We start from the raw sequence: 17,406 nt of genomic DNA on the forward strand, positions 1-17,406 counted from the left end.
GAACATGTGTGTTCCACTTGGGCATGGACACTTCGATCGCAGAGAACAGCCCTCCCGCGGCGGCATCCGGTGATCTGAAGAACATCAAGGTTCTCGCCGGGTTCGCGCGTCCTCACCTCAGATCGATCGTCCTGGGCCTCGTGCTGGCGCTCAGCGGTTCGGTCACCGTCCTCGCGACGCCGATGGTGACCAAGTGGATCCTCGATTCGCTGGGGAGCGATTCCTCGATCGTCACCCCGGTCCTGGTGCTCGTGATCTTCCTGGTGGTCGGGGCGGTACTCGGCTGCGCACAGTGGATCGTACTGGGAACCGCTGCGGAGTCGATCGTCTACGACGCTCGTTCGTCACTGGTGCGCCGGTTGCTCGGAGCCACCGTCCCGTCGGTCCAGGCCCGGCCGGTGGGCGAGTTGGTCACTCGCGTCACCTCCGACACGGTGTTGCTGCGCGAGGCCGCGTCGAGCGCGGTGGTCGGGGTCATCAACGCGACCTGCGTCGCCGTCGGGACCATTGTGCTGATGGGTGTGCTGGATCTGGTGTTGCTCGGGGTCACCATGGTCGCGATCATCTGTGTCGCGGCGGTGTTCACGGTGCTGATGCCACGAATTGCCAAGGCGGAAGCGCGCACCCAGGAAGCGCTAGGCCATCTCGGCGGTGTCCTGGAAGGCAGTCTGCGCTCGGTGCGAACAGTGAAGGCGGCCGGAGCGGAGGACCGGGTGGGCGCGGTCATCGGCGACAACGCCGCTCGTGCCCGCGCGCATGCAGTGGCCGCGGTGCGTGTCTCTGCCGGCGCCATGACGGCCGGGTGGACCGGCGTGCAGGGCGCGATCATCGCCATCCTCGCACTGGGGGCGTGGCGTGTGGAAGCCGGCTCGATGGATGTGTCGACACTGATCGCTTTTCTGTTGTACGCCTTCACCTTGATGGGGCCCGTGTCGGAGTTGACGCAGAACATCACCGCACTGCAGTCCGGGATCGCCGCAGCAATCCGCATCCGGGAGATGGAGAGCCTGGAGTCGGAGGTCTCGGCTCCGGCGGTGAAAGTCCCACTGCCCCAGCATGGTGGTGCAGACAGCGGGGGAATCGTCTTCGACGACGTCACATTCCGGTACGGCGACGACCTGCTGCCCGCGCTCGACCGGGTGTCGGTCGAGATCCCCGCCATCGGGCACACTGCCATCGTCGGACCGTCCGGTGCAGGCAAGACCTCGCTCTTCTCGGCGATCCTCCGCTTCATCGAACCCGACAGCGGCGTTCTGCGACTCGGGGGCGTCGGGTATCCGGAGATGACGGTGGCAGAGGTGCGAGAGCAGATCGCCTACGTCGAACAGGAATCGCCGCTCGTACCGGGCACGGTGGGTGAGAACCTGAGATTCATCCACCCCGATGCCGATGACAACGAACTCGCAGAGGTGCTCACCTTGCTCAAACTCGACTCGACCATTGCCGCTCTGCCGGCGGGTGTGGACACGCCGATCCGTGACACGGACCTGTCGGGCGGACAACGCCAACGGATAGCGATGGCGCGCGCGATGATTCGTCCCTCGCCCATCTTGTTGCTCGACGAGGCGACATCACAGGTCGACACCCTCACCGAGGCGGTGATCGTGGACTCGATCAGACGACGCGCCCAGACCGGCGCCGTGATCACCATCGCCCATCGCTTGTCGACGGTGCGACATGCCGACATGATCATCGTCATGGACGAGGGGCGGGTGAGCGCGGTGGGCAGTCACGACGCATTGATGAAAACCGATGATCTGTATGGGCGAATGGTGCGAGCCGGAGGATTCGAACTCAGGCACGACGTGCAACCGATCCGTCCCGCAGTGACGTGATCCGAGTCCGCGTCGACGGGTCGCCGAACTGACGCTCAGGGGAGTAGGTTCATCCGTCGCGCCGCGACCACCGCTTCGTGCCGGTTGTGGGCATCCAGTTTGCGCATGGCACTACGCAGGTAGCTCTTCACCGTCTCGGGACGTAACGACAGTCGCTTGGCCACATCGATGTTGGAACCGCCGAGCGATATCGCGGAGAGGACGTCGATCTCACGGGGGGCGAGTGCCACATCGCCCGGGGTGTCCATGTCAGAGTTGATGATTCGGGCGAGGCGTTCGGACATGTCTCGCAGCCGGGTGCCCGCGCGGTTGTCGAGTGTTGCGCCCAACTGGCGCAACTCGGCATGGATACTCCGGAGTTCTTCTGTGGCAACAGGATCGGTGTGTTGCGGGATGGCGGCGACCGCGGTCATCATCGACACACGTCGATCCACCTCGTCTCGGATTGCGATCTCTGCCGCCAGTCGTCGGCAGGCCTCGACCACCGCGTCCGCGGTGCGCCCTCCAATGGGTGCGGCGTCGCGCCGAGCTGCGTACAGGACGGCGCGCGGACGGTTGTCCACCACCACGGGCACGGCCAGCACCGATCGCAGGCCTTCGCCCAGAACCGGCCGGTCGTAGTGGTGGGTGATGGCGGAGGCGTTGCGGTAGTCCGAGACCGACGCCGGACGCAGTCGGTCGACCACACGGCCGCCCAGCCCCGACGACGAACTCACGGCCAGACCCCGCAGTCCGTTGGTTCGGGTGCCGACGAACTCGCTGAGGATCAGGGTGCCCGCGTGGACCTCACCGCCGAACAGCACCGGCGTCTCCGACCGCGTCGCCACCTGACGCATCTCGCTGCGTAGAGCGTCGGTGTCGCGTGGACGGAGTACGGGGGACGAGCTGGTCATGTGTCACCCCTTTTCGGGGGTAGCGGGCGGACAAGTGTGACCTGGATCCTACTCGTGTGTGGAACGAGCGAGCGAGACGAGGACTCCGCAGATGAATGCCATCGATGACCGAGTGGCCGAGTTGCTGGCCCAGTACGACAATCCGCAGGCGTGTGCTGCCGACCTGCTGTGTGATCGGCACCCGGGTGATGCGATCGCGTTCACCGTCATCGACTCCGCAGGCGCCGGAAACGTGACGTCGGTGGACCTCACCTATGGCCACCTTCGAGAACAGTCCTCGAGATTCGCGGCGGCCCTTGCCGACCTCGGGGTGGAGCCGGGGGACCGGGTCGCGACGCTCATGGGGAAGTCCGCCGATCTCATCGTTGCGGCACTGGGTATCTGGCGTCGCGGAGCGGTGTATGTCCCGCTGTTCACGGCCTTTGCTCCCCCCGCGATCGCGTACCGACTGCAGTCCAGCGGTGCCAAGATCGTCATCTCCGACCTCGACCAGCTGACCAAGCTCGCGCCCGGCGAGGACATGCCGGCCGACGCGCCGTGGCAGGTGATCGCGGCGGGCGACACCTCCGACGACCGACTCCAACTGTCTGCGCTGATCGACGCGCACGCGTCTGACGAACCGGGTGCGTCCGCGGTGACAGTCGGCGGCGACGGCCTGCTGGTCGAACTCTTCACCAGCGGCACCACCGGCACACCGAAGGGCGTCCCGGTTCCGGTGCGTGCACTGGCGTCGTTCCACGCCTACCAGGAGTTCGGCCTGGACGTGCGGCCGGAGGACGTGTTCTGGAACGCCGCCGACCCGGGCTGGGCCTACGGGCTGTACTACGCACTTCTCGGGCCGATGGCGTCCGGCACCCGAAGCCTGCTGCTGCACTCGGGATTCTCGCCTGCCTTGACGTGGCAGGTACTCCGAGAGTTCGGGGTGACCAACTTCGCCGCGGCGCCGACCGTCTACCGCGCACTGCGAGCGGGGGATGCGCCGCCGGAGAAGATCACGCTGCGCCGGGCGTCTTCGGCCGGTGAGCCGCTGACCCCGGACGTCGTCGGTTGGTCCAGCGATGCTCTGGGTGTGGCGGTGCGAGATCACTACGGGCAGACCGAGCATGGCATGTTCATTGTCAACGCCTGGCACGATTCGCTGCGCACCGATGTACCGGCCGGCTCGATGGGACGGGCACTGCCGGGCTGGTCATGTGCCGTGCTGCAAGAGGATTCGGACGATGTGGCCCCCGCCGGAACGCTCGGGCGGGTGTCGATCGACACCTCATCCAGTCAATTGCTCTGGTTCAACGGCTATGTGAACGCGCCGGAGAAGACGGCGAGCCGCTACACCGGCGACGGCCGGTGGTACCTGACCGGGGACTCGGGGGCGGTGGACGGTGACGGCTTCTACTTCTTCTCCTCGCGCGACGACGACGTGATCATCATGGCCGGTTACCGGATCGGGCCGTTCGATGTGGAGAGTGTGCTTGTCATGCATGACGCGGTCATGGAGGCGGCAGTGGTCGGAAAGTCCGACGAATTGCGCGGCGAGGTACTCGAAGCGTATGTGGTGCTGCATGATTCGGCCGAGCCCTCGCCGGAGCTCGAGGCAGACCTGCAGCAACTGGTGAAGAGGAAGTTCGCGGCCCACGCCTATCCGCGCAAGGTTCATTTCATCGATGCTCTGCCCAAGACTCCGAGCGGAAAGGTCCAGCGATTCGTGCTGCGGAAGCGGTGAGAAACGGTCGGAGCCGATCAGGCCTCTGAGCGCGCTCCTCCGCGCGGTTTGGCCGCGGGTGTCTTGGCGATTGGCAGGGCGCCGTGGATCTGCTTGGTCGCCTCGCGGACGATCCGTCTGGCCGAAACCCGCGCCTTGGCCGATGCATTGCCCGCGGAGGCGATGCCTGCGGACTCACCGAGAATTGCCACGGCCAATGCGGACGACGTCCGGTAAGGGATGACCAACAACGTCGCGGTGCGTTTGAGGCCGGTCAGGCAGATGATTCGTTGGGCGACCGGGATCAGCGAGTTCCTGATGCCGTCGTAGTCGACAGCGTCGAGATCCGGGAACGAGTCGGAACGCGACCAGTTCACCGACACATCCCGGACCACTCCGAGCAGCGGATTGAGGGCACTGACCAACAACGGCAGTTCGTTGCCGACGCGGGCGGTCTCGGGCCACCAGGCTCCGTCGATGTTGGCGCCGCGCTCGCGGGCGAGCGTGAAGCGGATCGGCGCCGACATCGGTTTGCTCATGGTCAGCCACGGTCCGATACGAATGTGGATTGCGCTTCTTGGCGTTTTGCCTTCGGGTCGATCACGAGGTCGGAGAACACCGGTTGAGGGATGTCACCCGACGGGGCTGCTTTGTGCGAATCATCAGAATGGCTCAATTCGCGGTGCGAGAAAAGGTCTCGATCCTGCATGTTTGTCTTCTTTCTGGTGTGAGAGCCGATTGTGTGGCGCTCGAGTTTGTGGGCCGCGGCGAGGGGAATGGATCCAGCGGTCGCCGTCGGCGGTGGAGCATGAACACGATCTGCGAGACGAGCCGGGCATCCGGCTGCGATCTAGGGAGTGAACGAGCGGTGTATCGGTTTCAGGTCTGCTACCCGACACCGCAGCGGTATGGATCGGCCTTTCGTAGCCGCTAGCCATTTCATGCCGCTCACCTGGGCTGATGGCCCATTCCGACGCCTTCTCAGGCCAGGTGGGAGAGACGGCGGCCGGTGGATGTTCGAGCACGAACAGCGTTCGTAATGTGTCCGACGTCTCTAGTGTACGGGTACCCCGGCCACAAACGCGGTTGTGGGGCCCGCCTGTCGGCCCGAGCAGTTCACCTGCATGTGTCGCAGTAGACGCGCGCCGCGCGTTGACGATGAACAAAAGGAGAGAAGGATGGTCGGGGGACGCGAAAAAGGAGGTTCAATGGTGAGCTCGACAATTGTTGTCGGAATCGATGGATCGGAGTCTGCCCTCGAGGCAGCGGTATGGGCGGCACAAGCTGCCGAGCGGCAGGGAAAGTCGTTGACGATCCTGGCCGCCTACGAGACACAGGCCGCGGCATACGCGCCGGCGTTGGTCATCCCGCAGGACGTCATCGACATCATTCGCAAGGAAGCCGAAGAGAACGTACACAAGGCAGCAGCGAAGGCGCGCGAAATCGCTCCGTCTGTCGACGTGACCGGAAAGGTCGTGGAGGGCCGGCCCAGCCCGGTGTTGATCGACGCCTCGCATGACGCGGCTCTGGTGGTTGTGGGCAGCCGCGGCCTCGGTGGCGTTCGTGGCCTGTTCCTCGGATCGGTCGGTGTGGATGTCGCGGCTCACGCGACGAGCCCGGTTGTGGTCTACGCGGGCCCGGGTGGCCCCGGCCCGGTGGTGGTCGGAATCGACGGCTCGGAGTTGAGCGAGGCCGCACTGTCTGCCGCCTTCGAACAGGCATCTCAGCTCGGGACGAAGCTCAAGGTGGTGCACACCTGGACAGACCTGGCCTCGGACGCGCTGAACGGTTACGGACTCGACGCGGACCAGTTGCAGCGGCTCGCGGACGAAGCCCACGAAGTCGTCGCCGAGCGCATCGCCGGATTCGGCAGCGATTACCCGGACGTCGAGATCGAACGCGTCGTGGTGCCGGACGGCCCGGCGAACCAACTGATCGAACATGCCACCGACGCTCAGTTGCTCGTGGTGGGTAGCCGCGGCCGAGGCGGGTTCCGCGGGCTGCTGCTCGGTTCGACCAGTCAGGCCGTGTTGCACAAGGCCACGTGCCCGGTTCTGGTGGTCAAGCCGGCGCGAACGAAGTAGTCCTCACCCGGCGGCCGGACTCCGAGGTTCATCGTCCCTTTGCCGCGCGGTGGCGAAAACCCGTGGCAGATGTGGTGTTCTGGGCCTAACGTATGCAGCTGTGCAGGTCATCTTCCGTAGAACAGGTCAGCGGCAATACGCCGTGGAAGCGCGTCGTCAACACGCCGACGATGTGGTCATGAAGCCGGCCCCCGGGTACGACGACCATCTGCCCCATGACCTCATCCACCTTCTGGTGGAACGTCATTGGCGGATCCAGGACGGCATCTTCGGACAATTGGCAGCCGGCGGCGACGCGCACACCTTCGTGCCCCTCGATGCCCAGCGTGACAAACGATGGGCGAAGCGAAGTTCGAAACGGAACGTGACCGCAGGACACGGTGTTCAGCGTTCGGAGTCGCTGGCTTTTGTCATACATGTGAGGTGGCACCAGCGTCATGACGGACATCTGGTGCCACCGCGGCTGGATGATCGGATCGAGATCGCCGGCGCCACCGCGCGCCAGATCGACGACTGCCTCACCGAAGCTGATGGCCTGGCCCGCCGCTGGCGGCAGCTCGGCGTCGGCGGCGAACTGCAGTTCGATTGGCCGTGGCCCGAGCGCGGTCGTGTGAGGCGTGTCGTCGCCTAGCGGTGTTCAGCCCGTTTCCGCGGCGAGTTCGGTTCGTTCGGCGGGCTCGGCCGTTCTGAGCGGGACTGCTGTCCGCGGGAGAAGGAACGACGCCACAAGTGCCGCGACGAGCAGGCCCAATGTCAGCAGGTAGGTGTCGGCCACGGCGTCGGCGAGTGCCGGCCCTGCGTCCGATCGTTCGGCTCCCGAGAGCCCGAGCGCCGCGGCCATACCGCCGTCGTCGAGCAGGGGCACCCGATTGTTGAGGTGAGTCGTGAGCACGGTCGCGGCCGCCGCCGCGCCGATCGCGGCGGCGAACTGGTTGCCGGTCGTCAATATCGTTGTACCCGAAGGCATGTGCTCGGCCGAGACGCCACGTAGGGCGGCAGTCATCACGGGCATCAACGTGGAACCGATGCCGATACCCATCACCACGCCGATCAGGGCGACCACGACGTACGAGGTGTTGTCGTCGAGGATCGTTGTCATCAACGACATGGCGACCACCGTGGCCGAGATCCCGAACCACACCACCATTCGCGGGTCCACACGATCGACCAGACGGGTGGCGATCTGCACCACCACGCCGGTGGTGAGTGCCTGGCCGATCATCAGTAGGCCGGCAGTGGTCGCGGTGTCTCCCCGAACTGCCTGGACGTAGATGGGCAGAATCATCATCGAACCGAAATACGCCCCGGCCACCAGCAGCATGGTCAGCGCGCCCGTCGACAACGACCGCTCGCGAAGCAACCGGAGGTCGAGCAAGGGACGTTCGGTGTTCAGTGTCCGCCGCGCGAAAAGCGCCAGCAGCAGTGCCCCGGCCCCGGCAGGGGCGATGACAGCGAGCGTGAGAGGGTCCCCGTGGTCGCCGGCCTTGGCCAGGCCGAACACGAGCAGTGCGCCACCGGGTGCCAGCATCAGCAGGCCCGCCCAGTCGAGGGGGCGTATCTCTGTTCCCTTTGTTCGCGGGAACACCTTGATGGCCAGGATGATTGCCGCGATCCCGATCGGAACGTTGATCAGGAAAAGCGATCGCCAGCCCACGCTGTCGACGAGGAACCCACCCGCAGTGGGGCCGAGGACCGGCCCGATGAGCAACGGGAGGCCGAGCCAGCCCATCATCTTCCCTCGGTGCCGTTCATCGACGAGCTGAAGAGCTATCGTCATGCCGACCGGTTGCAGGAAACCTCCGCCGAATCCCTGAACCGCCCGAAAGGCGATGAGGCTCTCCACATTCCAGGCCAGACCTGCTAGGGCCGATCCTGCCACGAAGATGGTCAGTGCGCAGATGTACACGCGTGCGGCACCGAATCGTCCGATCATCCATGCCGCTGTCGGCATCACGGCGACAAGTGCGAGAGCGTATGCGGTGGTGACCCATTGCACGGTTGCGAGATTTGTGTCGAACGATTCGGCGAGCCCGGGGATCGCGACAACGGTCACCGTGACGTCCAGCATCACCATCAGGGTGCCCAGCGCGAGAATCGCTGCCACCTTCTTTGCTCGAGCATCCATGATCACGCCGCCCCTTGATCCGCCACGCGTGCCGATTTCAACAACTCGGCCCACCAGGTCAATTCGTCCATCGCCGCCCGGGCGGAGGCGACGGCGGCATCGTCGAGTTCGAGCGTTCCGTCGACCAGGTGGTCCCACGGCGAGTGGATCACCACGCCATTGCGGGTGCCGACCGAATAGAGTTCGGCGAACACGGCGCGAAGATGTTCCACGGCACGAAGACCGCCCGACATCCCGCCGTAGGACACGAAAGTGACGGGCTTTTTCTTCCACTCCTCACGGTGGGCATCGATGAGGATCTTGAGCTCGCCGGGGTAGGAGTGGTTGTACTCGGGGGTGACCACGACGAAGCCGTCGGCGGATGCCAAGACGTCGCTCGTCCGGGTGTCGCTGGGGTGGGCGAGGTCCACCACCTCGAAATCGGCGTCACGAGAACGCATGTGCTGCAGGAACCACTCCGCGACCTTGAGGCCGATCCGGCCCGGACGGACCGAACCGATGATGAGAACGAACTTTGGCTGTGTGTGCGTCATGGAAAACGAGTATTCAAGTTCAAGTGAACTTGAAGTCAAGCTACGATGTGGTCATGCCACCGAAGAAATTGGAGATGACGGTCGGGGAGCTGGCCATCCGAGCAGGGGTCGCGCCATCGGCGGTTCGATACTACGAGGATCGCGGATTGATATTCAGCAGGCGCACGACAGGTAATCAGCGCCGCTACCACCGGGCGATGTTGCGCAGGGTCGCGTTCATCCGCGCGTCGCAGGCGGCAGGCATTCCGCTCGCCACCATCGGCTCGGTACTCGAAGCTCTCGGGGAGCACGAGTCGCCGACCAAGTCGATGTGGCACCGCGCGTCACAACGATGGGTCGACGACCTCGACGAGCGAATTGCTCTGCTGCAACGTATGAGAGACCTGATGGACTCGTGCGTGGGGTGCGGCTGCTTGTCGATGAAGGCATGCATGCTGCTCAATCCCGGAGATGCCTATGCGCAACAGGGGTTGGGCAACAACCGGCTGATCACCGACTCCTGCGAACGCAAACTCGAGGCGACCGACTAGCGGCAGCCGGCCCACGGCGTCGCCGGGCGCGTTCGGCTGGCCGTCCTTGTTGCGGTGTGCGCAGCGGTGTTGCGCACTACGCTGTTGTTACCGCAACGAGCATGGACCGGAGGGCGGACTCATGATGAGTGCACAAACGCACGCCGATTGGACACCTCGAACCCCGTGGCCGACCGTCCGGCGCAAGTCGGCCGCCGGCAGTCGCGAGGTCGTCGAGTTGATTGCCCAGAACATCACCGCCGACTCCCTGGCCGACCCCCACGCGTTCGCACGCCAGAGCCGTCTCGCGACGGCGCTGCTACCGGCCGAACTGAGGGAGTTGCTGTTCGACTTCCTCGTCGAGGGCGACGGGGGGCTGTTGCTCAGCGGGCTCGAGGTCGGCCCGATTCCGCCGACTCCCGACAATGCGGTGGGTGCGAACACACGCCACACGCTGATGGCCAGGCAATCGGCCCTGCTGCTGTCGAGCATCGTGCATCTCGTGGGTTACCGGCCGGAATGTCGCGGAGAACTGGTCCAGACGCTGGTCCCGGTGCGTCGCCACCTGCGTCGGCAGACGTCCACCGGGAGTGCCGTGGACCTCGAGAGCCACACCGAGCAGTGTCACAACCTGCGCACCCGCCCGGACTTCATCGCGTTGGGCTGCCTGCGCGGCGACCCCAACGCCTCGACGTACCTGCTCTCCGCGCGAGAGTTGCAGCGCAGACTGCCCGCAGAGACCTCGCGACTACTGCGCGATCCGGTCTATTTCACGCGCGTCGACAGCTCGTTCATCGATGGTGGCGTCCCTGACGAGGTGCGTGGTCCCATCCCGGTGCTGAGTGGATCCTGGGACGACCCGGTGCTCACGTACGACGAGGACCTGATGTCGACGGCCAGTACGGAACATCGGAGTGCGCTTGCGGCCGTTCGTGACGTGTGGATGGCCCACCGCAGTGAGGTGGTGCTGCATCCGGGTGAACTCTTCATCCTCGACAACAGTCGAGCAATCCACGGCCGCAGCGCATTCACCGCACAGTGGGACGGCGGCGATCGATGGCTGTGCAGGACTCAGGGGCTGTGCAACCTGGCGACATCTCGCTTCGCCCGGCGTGAGGGATCGCCGATCATCGAGATCGAGGGTTGCTGATCAGTTCGGCGCCGGACTGAAGATCCGGCGCGCGGACTCGCGAACGATCGATCTGCGGTGATCGACGACAACGGGGGAGACATCGACGTGGCCGTCTGACCCCGGGGTGGTGACCCAGCTCGACACCAGCCCGAAGATGATCGTCAGCACGTCTTCCGGATCCCAGTGCGGCTCGATCTGCCCCGCTTGCTGTGCGGCACGGATGGCGTCGATGCGGATGCGCCATCGCGGATCGGACGTCGCGAGCTCACGCAGTCGCGGCGCGCGGCCCTCGAGTTGGCCCCACAACAGCAACCGCTGGGTCTGGGGTCTGGCGACGAGGTCGTCGAAAAGGGCCACCACATAGGCGGGCACATCCTCGGCGTCGAACGGGACCGCTTCGAGGAAGCGATCAAAATCGGCGTCGAGGATCGCGTGGAACAAGGCCACTTTGTCGCCGAAGTACGCGTAGAGACGCTCCTTGCTGGCACTGGCATTCGAGGCGATGCGATCGATTCTGGCGCCGGCCAGTCCATGGACCGCGAACTCGTCTCGCGCTGCGTCGAGAATTCGCTGCTTTGTCGCCGTCACATCGGTGGGGGCCATCGATCAAGCATAGTCAGTCGAACTAGTTCGTTTGATTTTGGGGAGAAACAGGATTACCGTCGCTTCTCATGACCACATCCCCTGTGGGTACAAACGTGCCCGAAACCGGTTCCGCCGCGATCGACCCCGGACCCGCCAATCCCAATCACCAACGCCGCTGGCTGGTGCTGGCGATCGTGGCCCTGGCCCAGCTCATGGTGGTCCTCGACAGCACGATCGTCTCGATAGCTTTGCCGGACGCCCAGGCCGATCTGGGCATCACCGACGGCGACCGCGCGTGGGTGGTCACCTCGTATGCGCTGGCCTTCGGCGCGTTGCTCCTACTCGGTGGACGCATCGCGGACTACTGGGGGCGCAAGCGCTCGTTTGTCGTGGGCATGGTCGGTTTCGCGGTGATGTCCGGCGTCGGTGGCATCGCGCAGAACGGCATCGAGCTGTTCATCGCCCGCGCCGGTCAAGGTGTGTTCGCGGCGCTGGTCGCACCGGCCGCGCTTGCGATCCTCACCACCACATTCACCCGAGATGAAGAGCGCGCCAAGGCATTTGCTGTCTACGGTGCGATCTCCGGAGGTGGCGCGGCCATCGGACTTCTCCTGGGTGGCGCTCTGACCCAGTATGTCGACTGGCGCTGGTGCCTGCTGGTGAACATCCCGATCGCGATGGTCGCCATTGCCGCCGCCGTTCCGGTGGTCAAGGAGACCAAGGCGCACGGCGACACCAGCTATGACCTGCCCGGGGCGATCCTGGTCGCCGTGGGACTGGGTTCCCTCGTCTACGGTTTCACCCGCGCCGAGCACGGTTGGCTGGAACCCGACGCCATCGGGTTCATCGTCGGCGGACTCGTTGTGCTCGCGTTGTTCGCGGTGGTGGAACACCGGTCGGCCAATCCGCTGCTGCCCCTGTCGGTTCCGTGGCACCGCAACCGTGGTTCGGCACTCATCGGTATCGCACTCGCCGGCGTCGCGCTCGTCGGGAGCACGCTGTATCTGGCCATCTACCTGCAAGCGGTTCTGGGTTTCAGTCCGATGATCGCCGGTGTCGCCTGTCTGCCGATCACGGCGTTCATCGTGCTCGCGTCGGGCATCGCCGCGAAACTGGCTGTGGCGGCGGGGCCCAAGGTCCCCATGGCCATCGGCCCGGTGGTCGCCGCCGCGGGTCTGCTGTTGCTCGCCCAGGTCGACGTGGACAGTTCGTACTGGACCGGTGTCTTCCCGGCCCTGGCCGTCTTCGGATTCGGTATGGGACTGCTGATGGTGCCGGTGCAGAACGTGGCCCTGATCGGTGTACGTGATCACGACGCCGGCGCCGCCAGTGCACTCTCGAGCGCGGGCCTGCAGGTCGGCGCGGCACTGGGTACCGCTCTGCTGACCACGGTGTACACCTCGGCCAAAACAGATGCACTGCCGTCGAATCCGGCCACATCCGATGCGACAGCGTTCCTCGCCGCCGAGGTGTCGGGTTACACGTCCGCGTTCGCGTGGGCCGCGGGTCTGCTGGTCCTGGTGACACCGGTGGTGCTGATCCTGGCCCGGGTCAAGAAGCACGACCTGCCTGCCCAGGGCGCGGTCCACATGGGCTGACGCCCGGGCCTCGTCAGACGGCGGAGACGGTCACGGGCACGCCATTGAGTACGGCGTTGCCCGAGACCGCATCCAGCAACTGCGGGTCGGTCACGTCGTTGGCGCTCGGTGCGTCGATGAGACCGGCCACCGCCAGTTGGACGCCGCTGCGGTTCTGACCGAAGCCGTGGGGCAGGCTGACCACACCCGGCATGATGTCCTCGGTCTCGGCGACCGTGACCGTGGTGCTGCCGGCGCGTGAGCGCAGCACAGCCTTGTCGCCGGCACACAGTCCGCTGTGCGCCAGGTCTTTGGGGTGCATCAGAAGATGATGACGCTCTTGGCCTTTGGACAGTCTCTCGGAATTGTGCATCCAGGAGTTGTTCGATCGGAGATGCCGCCGTCCGATCAGCAGCAGCTCGCCGTCGTGTGTACCCACGAGGTCGCTGTGGACCCGCTCGAGATCGTCCACGATCAGCGAAGGAGCGACGTTCACCGTTTTGGACTTCGCAACCAGTTTGCGTCGGAGGCCGGGCCGCAACGGCCCGAGGTCACGACCCGACGGCGACCTCAGGAGATCGCGCATCGTGAGATCACCGGGCCCGGTTCGCAGCAGCAACGCGATCAACATCTTCGGGGTCGCATGGATTCGAGCTGACGATGTGGCCGAGGCGGGGGCGGCACGAAGCCGCTCACGCAGGCTTTGCTTGGTGGTGCGTGCCCGCCCGAGCGCCAGGGTCAGGTCACGGAAGATCTCCCAATCATGCTTGGCGCCAGCACGTTTCTTGACCACCGCGGGTGAGAATCGGGCGGTGTTGCGGACCGCGAGCTGATGGAACACAAGGTCGTAGTGGTCTCGTTCGAGGATCATCGTCGGCGGCAGGATGATGTCGGCATGCCGCGTGGTCTCGTTGACGTAGAAGTCCAGCGAGACCATGAAGTCGAGGTTCTCGAGGGCGTGGTCGAGGCGGCTTCCGCCGGGGGTGGATGACACCGGATTGCCGGCGAGGGTGATGAGCGTCTTGATCTGCCCGGTGCCAGGGGTGAGTATCTCGTCGGCGAGGGTGGCCACCGGCAGTTCGCCGCCGAACTCGGGCAGGTCTCGGACGCGGCTGCGCCACTTGTCGAAATGCCCACGACCGCTCAGCTTCCGGGCCACGAGGTCGATCTCGGGATCGGTCAAAAGAGACCCGCCCACGCGGTCGAGGTTGCCGGTGACAGCGTTGATCGCCTGGATCGCCCACTGGCACACGGTGCCGAACTGCTGGGTCGACACACCCATCCTGCCGTACGCCACGGCACGATCTGCCTCGGCAAAATCACCGGCGATGCGACGGATCTCGCCAGGATCGATCCCGGTGATCGGTCCGGCCCACTCCGGTGTGGTGGTGGCGCACGCATCGCGCACGCCGTCCATGCCCGACAACGGGAGATGTTCGATGCGTGCGTTGTCCACGCCCCGCTCATGCACCAGCACATGCAGGATCGCCAGCAGCAGCGCCGCATCGGTGCCGGGCCGGACGAAGTGGTGCTCGTCGGCGATGGCGGCGGTCTCGGTGCGGCGAGGGTCGATCACCACCAGCCGACCGCCGCGACGGCGCAGGTCGCGCATGCGGTTCCGGAAGTCGGGTGCGGTCATCATCGAGCCGTTGGACACCACCGGGTTTGCGCCGAAGACCAAGAAATGATCGGTGTTGTCGAGGTCGGGAATGGGGATCTGGAGCTGATGTCCGTACATCAGGTGCGCCACCAGCTGGATGGGCAGCTGGTCGGCCGATGTCGCGGAGAACATGTTCTTCGAACCCAAGGCGCCGAGGAAAGACAGACCGTGGGTCGCGAATCCGAGGCTGTGCACACTCGGATTGCCGAGGTATAGGCCCACCGCGTCGCGGCCGTGGTCACGTTGTGTTGCCGAGATGCGTTCGGCCACCAGCGTTGTCGCGTCTTTCCAGCTGATCGGTTCCCACCCGCCGTCGGCGGTCTTTCGAACCGGGGTGCGGAGCCTGTCGGGATCGGCGTGCAGATCGGTCAGTGCTGTCGCCTTGGGGCAGATGTGCCCGCGCGACAGTGGGTCGTCGCGGTCGCCGCGGATGTCGGTGACGCGGTTGTCTTCCACGGTGACCTGCAGTCCGCAGATGGCTTCGCAGAGGTTGCACACGCCGTGCGTGGTGAGGGGCAGCATGCGTGCCGAGCCTAGCCCCCGACCACCGGCTCGCGGCTCCGTTCGGGACAACTGGTCAGAAGACACGGATACCCAGTTTCCGGCGCACGCGCAGGCCCGCCAGCATCAGTTGGTTGTAGCCCTTGAGCATGCCGGGATTGACCCGGTCGAAGCGGCGGTGCATGGCGATGGCCTTGCGGTAGCGGCGGTCGTCGTCCGCTGTCCAGGTGAAGCCCATCGCATCGCGGAACTCGGGCGGCAGGGCGCCCTTGGTCATGAACAAAGTGCGTTGACCGAGGGCCCGCTGCATCACCACTCCGGTCCGTCCGAGGGGCCCCGGCAAAAAGCTGAGGTCGGCCAGTGACGCAAGCATCTCCCGCACCGGCGGGTCGATGGAGATCTTCTGCATCTGTTCGGCCCAGTAGGCCTCGAAGGCACCTCGGTCGGCGGGCCACATGTCGGGTCGAACGTTGAGTGTGGTGCCGAGCCTGGCGGCATCGGCGTAGATCGCGTCGGCGGATGCGTCGCTGAGCCTGCCGTACATGAACTCGTACTGGTCGACGAAGTAGCGGAAGAGGCAGGCGGCCACCCACAGCTGCAGGCTGGGGTTGTTCGCGCTGTAGCCGACCGGGCTCTGCGGTGTCGAGGTGACCTGAGAATGGATCGCCTGGATCGCCGTGCGGACGTACTCGGCATCGTCGTCGGTGCCCTGGATGGCCACCGCGAGGTACTGCCCGGTCGTGCGCGCTCGTTTGAACGGGTGCTTGAAGGTGCTGCCGCTGTCCACCCGGCTCTCGAGCACCCCATAGCCCACCCCTGGCAACGACAGCTGCATGATGACGTTCGCCACACCCATGGTGGAGCCGAGTGTGGTCATGAGATCGGCCGTGCGGGTTGGGTTCTTGTGCATCGTGGTTTGGCTCCAGGGCTGTGGCATTGTGGTTACGCGTGTGATCAGATCGTAGACCTTCAGGCCGACTGCCGGCGCAGAACGGGGCCCGGCTCGTTCGCCGGGGCGCGGTTGGGGTCCGGTCAGGCGTCGGCGGTAACTTGGGCAGTGTGAAGCAGATACCCCGCGAGATCTGGGTACTGCTCAGCTCGAACTTCGTCATCGCTCTGGGTTTCGGACTCATCGCCCCGGCCCTGCCGACATTCGCCCGCAGCTTCAACGTTGGCATCACCGCTGCGTCGATCATCATCTCGGCATTCGCATTCATGCGTCTGGCCTTCGCCCCGGTGAGCGGCCGGTTGGTGCGGGTGCTGGGGGAGCGGCGGATCTACCTGGCGGGCCTGCTGATCGTCGCAGCGTCCACCCTCGCGTGTGCATTCGCGCAGACCTACTGGCAACTACTCGTCTTCCGCGGTCTCGGCGGTATCGGCTCGACCATGTTCTCGGTGTCGGCGACCGCACTGATGATCCGGCTGGCGCCACCCGACATCCGCGGACGTGTGTCCGGCTACTTCAGTGCCGGATTCCTCGTCGGCAACATCACCGGCCCTCTTGTGGGGAGCGCGCTGATCGGCTTCGGGCTGCGGATGCCGTTTGTCGTCTACGCCATCGCGCTGCTCGTCGCCTCTGCAGTGGTGGCCACCCAGTTGCGCGGCGTCGGCGGCCGACCACAGCCGGGTGCGGCCGCCCAGGCGGCGATGCCGTTGCGAGAAGCGTTGCGCGACTCGGCCTACCGGGCGATCCTCGCGTCCAGTTTCACGCAGGGGTGGGCGTCGATGGGTGTGCGGGTGGCGTTGGTGCCCCTCCTCATCGTCGACGAGCTGGGTGAATCGGCGGCGATGTCCGGTGTGGTGCTGGCCATCTACTCGGCGGGCAACGTACTCGCGATCATGGTGGCCGGGAGGCTGTCGGATTCATGGGGTCGCCGGCCGATCATGTTGCCGGGCCTGGCTCTGATGGGCGGGGCCACCGTGGTGCTCGGCTACAGCGGGAACATCTGGATCGTGGGCGGACTCACTTTCGTCGCGGGCATCGGCTCCGGACTCTTCGCGCCCACCCACCAGGCCGCGCTCGCGGATGTGCTGGCAGGCAGGGGCCAGGGCGGGCCTGCGTTGGCGACCTTCCAGATGACCACCGATCTGGGATCCATCAGTGGGCCGGTCATCGCCGGGGCCATCGCCCAAACCTGGGGTTTCGGGCCGGCGTTCGCCATGACCGGGGCGATCGCCTTCGCCGCGTTGATCGTCTGGGGCTTTGCCCGGGAGACCGCGCCCGCGCGCACCGGTGTACAGATACCGGCGAAAGAGCCGCGACCGAACTAACG

The 17,406-nt window shown here is 65.6% G+C and carries 15 protein-coding genes; 8 read left to right on the top strand and 7 right to left on the bottom strand.

The window, feature by feature from the left end; genetic code table 11:
* Positions 1-23: 23 nt before the first annotated feature.
* Positions 24-1,835: an ABC transporter ATP-binding protein gene (locus WIMU1_RS22485; protein WP_062800653.1), complete on the top strand. Its 1,812-nt coding sequence runs from the start codon at positions 24-26 to the stop codon at positions 1,833-1,835.
* A 35-nt stretch (positions 1,836-1,870) separates the two neighbouring features.
* On the opposite strand, the gene WIMU1_RS22490 is transcribed toward WIMU1_RS22485, so the two are convergent.
* A complete protein-coding gene (locus WIMU1_RS22490; protein ID WP_062800511.1) occupies positions 1,871-2,728 on the bottom strand; it encodes a helix-turn-helix transcriptional regulator in 858 nt (285 codons plus the stop codon).
* 91 nt (positions 2,729-2,819) lie between these two features.
* Here WIMU1_RS22490 and WIMU1_RS22495 point away from each other — a divergent pair, with 91 nt between their 5' ends.
* Entirely contained in the window at positions 2,820-4,448 is a 1,629-nt protein-coding gene (locus WIMU1_RS22495) for an AMP-binding protein (RefSeq protein WP_062800513.1), read from the top strand.
* Between the two features lie 17 nt (positions 4,449-4,465).
* On the opposite strand, the gene WIMU1_RS22500 is transcribed toward WIMU1_RS22495, so the two are convergent.
* Entirely contained in the window at positions 4,466-4,966 is a 501-nt protein-coding gene (locus WIMU1_RS22500) for a DUF5994 family protein (RefSeq protein WP_051721550.1), read from the bottom strand.
* A 669-nt stretch (positions 4,967-5,635) separates the two neighbouring features.
* Here WIMU1_RS22500 and WIMU1_RS22505 point away from each other — a divergent pair.
* Positions 5,636-6,511, top strand: coding sequence for a universal stress protein (locus WIMU1_RS22505; RefSeq protein WP_062800515.1), 876 nt, complete (start codon positions 5,636-5,638; stop codon positions 6,509-6,511).
* A 100-nt stretch (positions 6,512-6,611) separates the two neighbouring features.
* Positions 6,612-7,142 (top strand): hypothetical protein, encoded by a 531-nt coding sequence (locus tag WIMU1_RS22510; protein WP_023962849.1) that lies wholly within the window; start codon positions 6,612-6,614, stop codon positions 7,140-7,142.
* A 6-nt stretch (positions 7,143-7,148) separates the two neighbouring features.
* On the opposite strand, the gene WIMU1_RS22515 is transcribed toward WIMU1_RS22510, so the two are convergent.
* Together WIMU1_RS22515 and WIMU1_RS22520 are read right to left on the bottom strand one after the other, a co-directional pair.
* Complete coding sequence (locus tag WIMU1_RS22515) at positions 7,149-8,636, bottom strand: DHA2 family efflux MFS transporter permease subunit (RefSeq protein WP_062800517.1); 1,488 nt, start codon at positions 8,634-8,636, stop codon at positions 7,149-7,151.
* A 2-nt stretch (positions 8,637-8,638) separates the two neighbouring features.
* The gene (locus WIMU1_RS22520) at positions 8,639-9,169 is read right to left on the bottom strand and encodes an NADPH-dependent FMN reductase (RefSeq protein WP_062800519.1); all 531 of its coding nucleotides are present in this window, start codon (positions 9,167-9,169) and stop codon (positions 8,639-8,641) included.
* A gap of 53 nt (positions 9,170-9,222) precedes the next feature.
* Between WIMU1_RS22520 and soxR the strand changes: the two genes are divergently transcribed.
* The gene (soxR, locus tag WIMU1_RS22525) at positions 9,223-9,699 is read left to right on the top strand and encodes a redox-sensitive transcriptional activator SoxR (RefSeq protein WP_031333534.1); all 477 of its coding nucleotides are present in this window, start codon (positions 9,223-9,225) and stop codon (positions 9,697-9,699) included.
* A 124-nt stretch (positions 9,700-9,823) separates the two neighbouring features.
* Positions 9,824-10,828: a TauD/TfdA family dioxygenase gene (locus tag WIMU1_RS22530; RefSeq protein ID WP_084248501.1), complete on the top strand. Its 1,005-nt coding sequence runs from the start codon at positions 9,824-9,826 to the stop codon at positions 10,826-10,828.
* Here WIMU1_RS22530 and WIMU1_RS22535 read toward each other — a convergent pair whose 3' ends face one another.
* A complete protein-coding gene (locus tag WIMU1_RS22535) occupies positions 10,829-11,413 on the bottom strand; it encodes a TetR family transcriptional regulator (protein ID WP_062800521.1) in 585 nt (194 codons plus the stop codon).
* Positions 11,414-11,481: 68 nt separating this feature from the next.
* Here WIMU1_RS22535 and WIMU1_RS22540 point away from each other — a divergent pair, with 68 nt between their 5' ends.
* A complete protein-coding gene (locus WIMU1_RS22540) occupies positions 11,482-12,993 on the top strand; it encodes an MFS transporter (RefSeq protein WP_062800523.1) in 1,512 nt (503 codons plus the stop codon).
* Between the two features lie 13 nt (positions 12,994-13,006).
* Here the strand turns inward: WIMU1_RS22540 and WIMU1_RS22545 are convergent, their stop codons facing one another.
* Positions 13,007-15,154 (bottom strand): molybdopterin-dependent oxidoreductase, encoded by a 2,148-nt coding sequence (locus tag WIMU1_RS22545; RefSeq protein ID WP_062800526.1) that lies wholly within the window; start codon positions 15,152-15,154, stop codon positions 13,007-13,009.
* A 55-nt stretch (positions 15,155-15,209) separates the two neighbouring features.
* Complete coding sequence (locus tag WIMU1_RS22550; RefSeq protein ID WP_062800657.1) at positions 15,210-16,043, bottom strand: oxygenase MpaB family protein; 834 nt, start codon at positions 16,041-16,043, stop codon at positions 15,210-15,212.
* A 149-nt stretch (positions 16,044-16,192) separates the two neighbouring features.
* Between WIMU1_RS22550 and WIMU1_RS22555 the strand changes: the two genes are divergently transcribed.
* Positions 16,193-17,404, top strand: coding sequence for an MFS transporter (locus WIMU1_RS22555; protein WP_030170675.1), 1,212 nt, complete (start codon positions 16,193-16,195; stop codon positions 17,402-17,404).
* Positions 17,405-17,406 lie beyond the last annotated feature (2 nt).

Source organism: Williamsia muralis NBRC 105860 (assembly GCF_001598915.1).
Taxonomy (GTDB): domain Bacteria; phylum Actinomycetota; class Actinomycetes; order Mycobacteriales; family Mycobacteriaceae; genus Williamsia; species Williamsia muralis.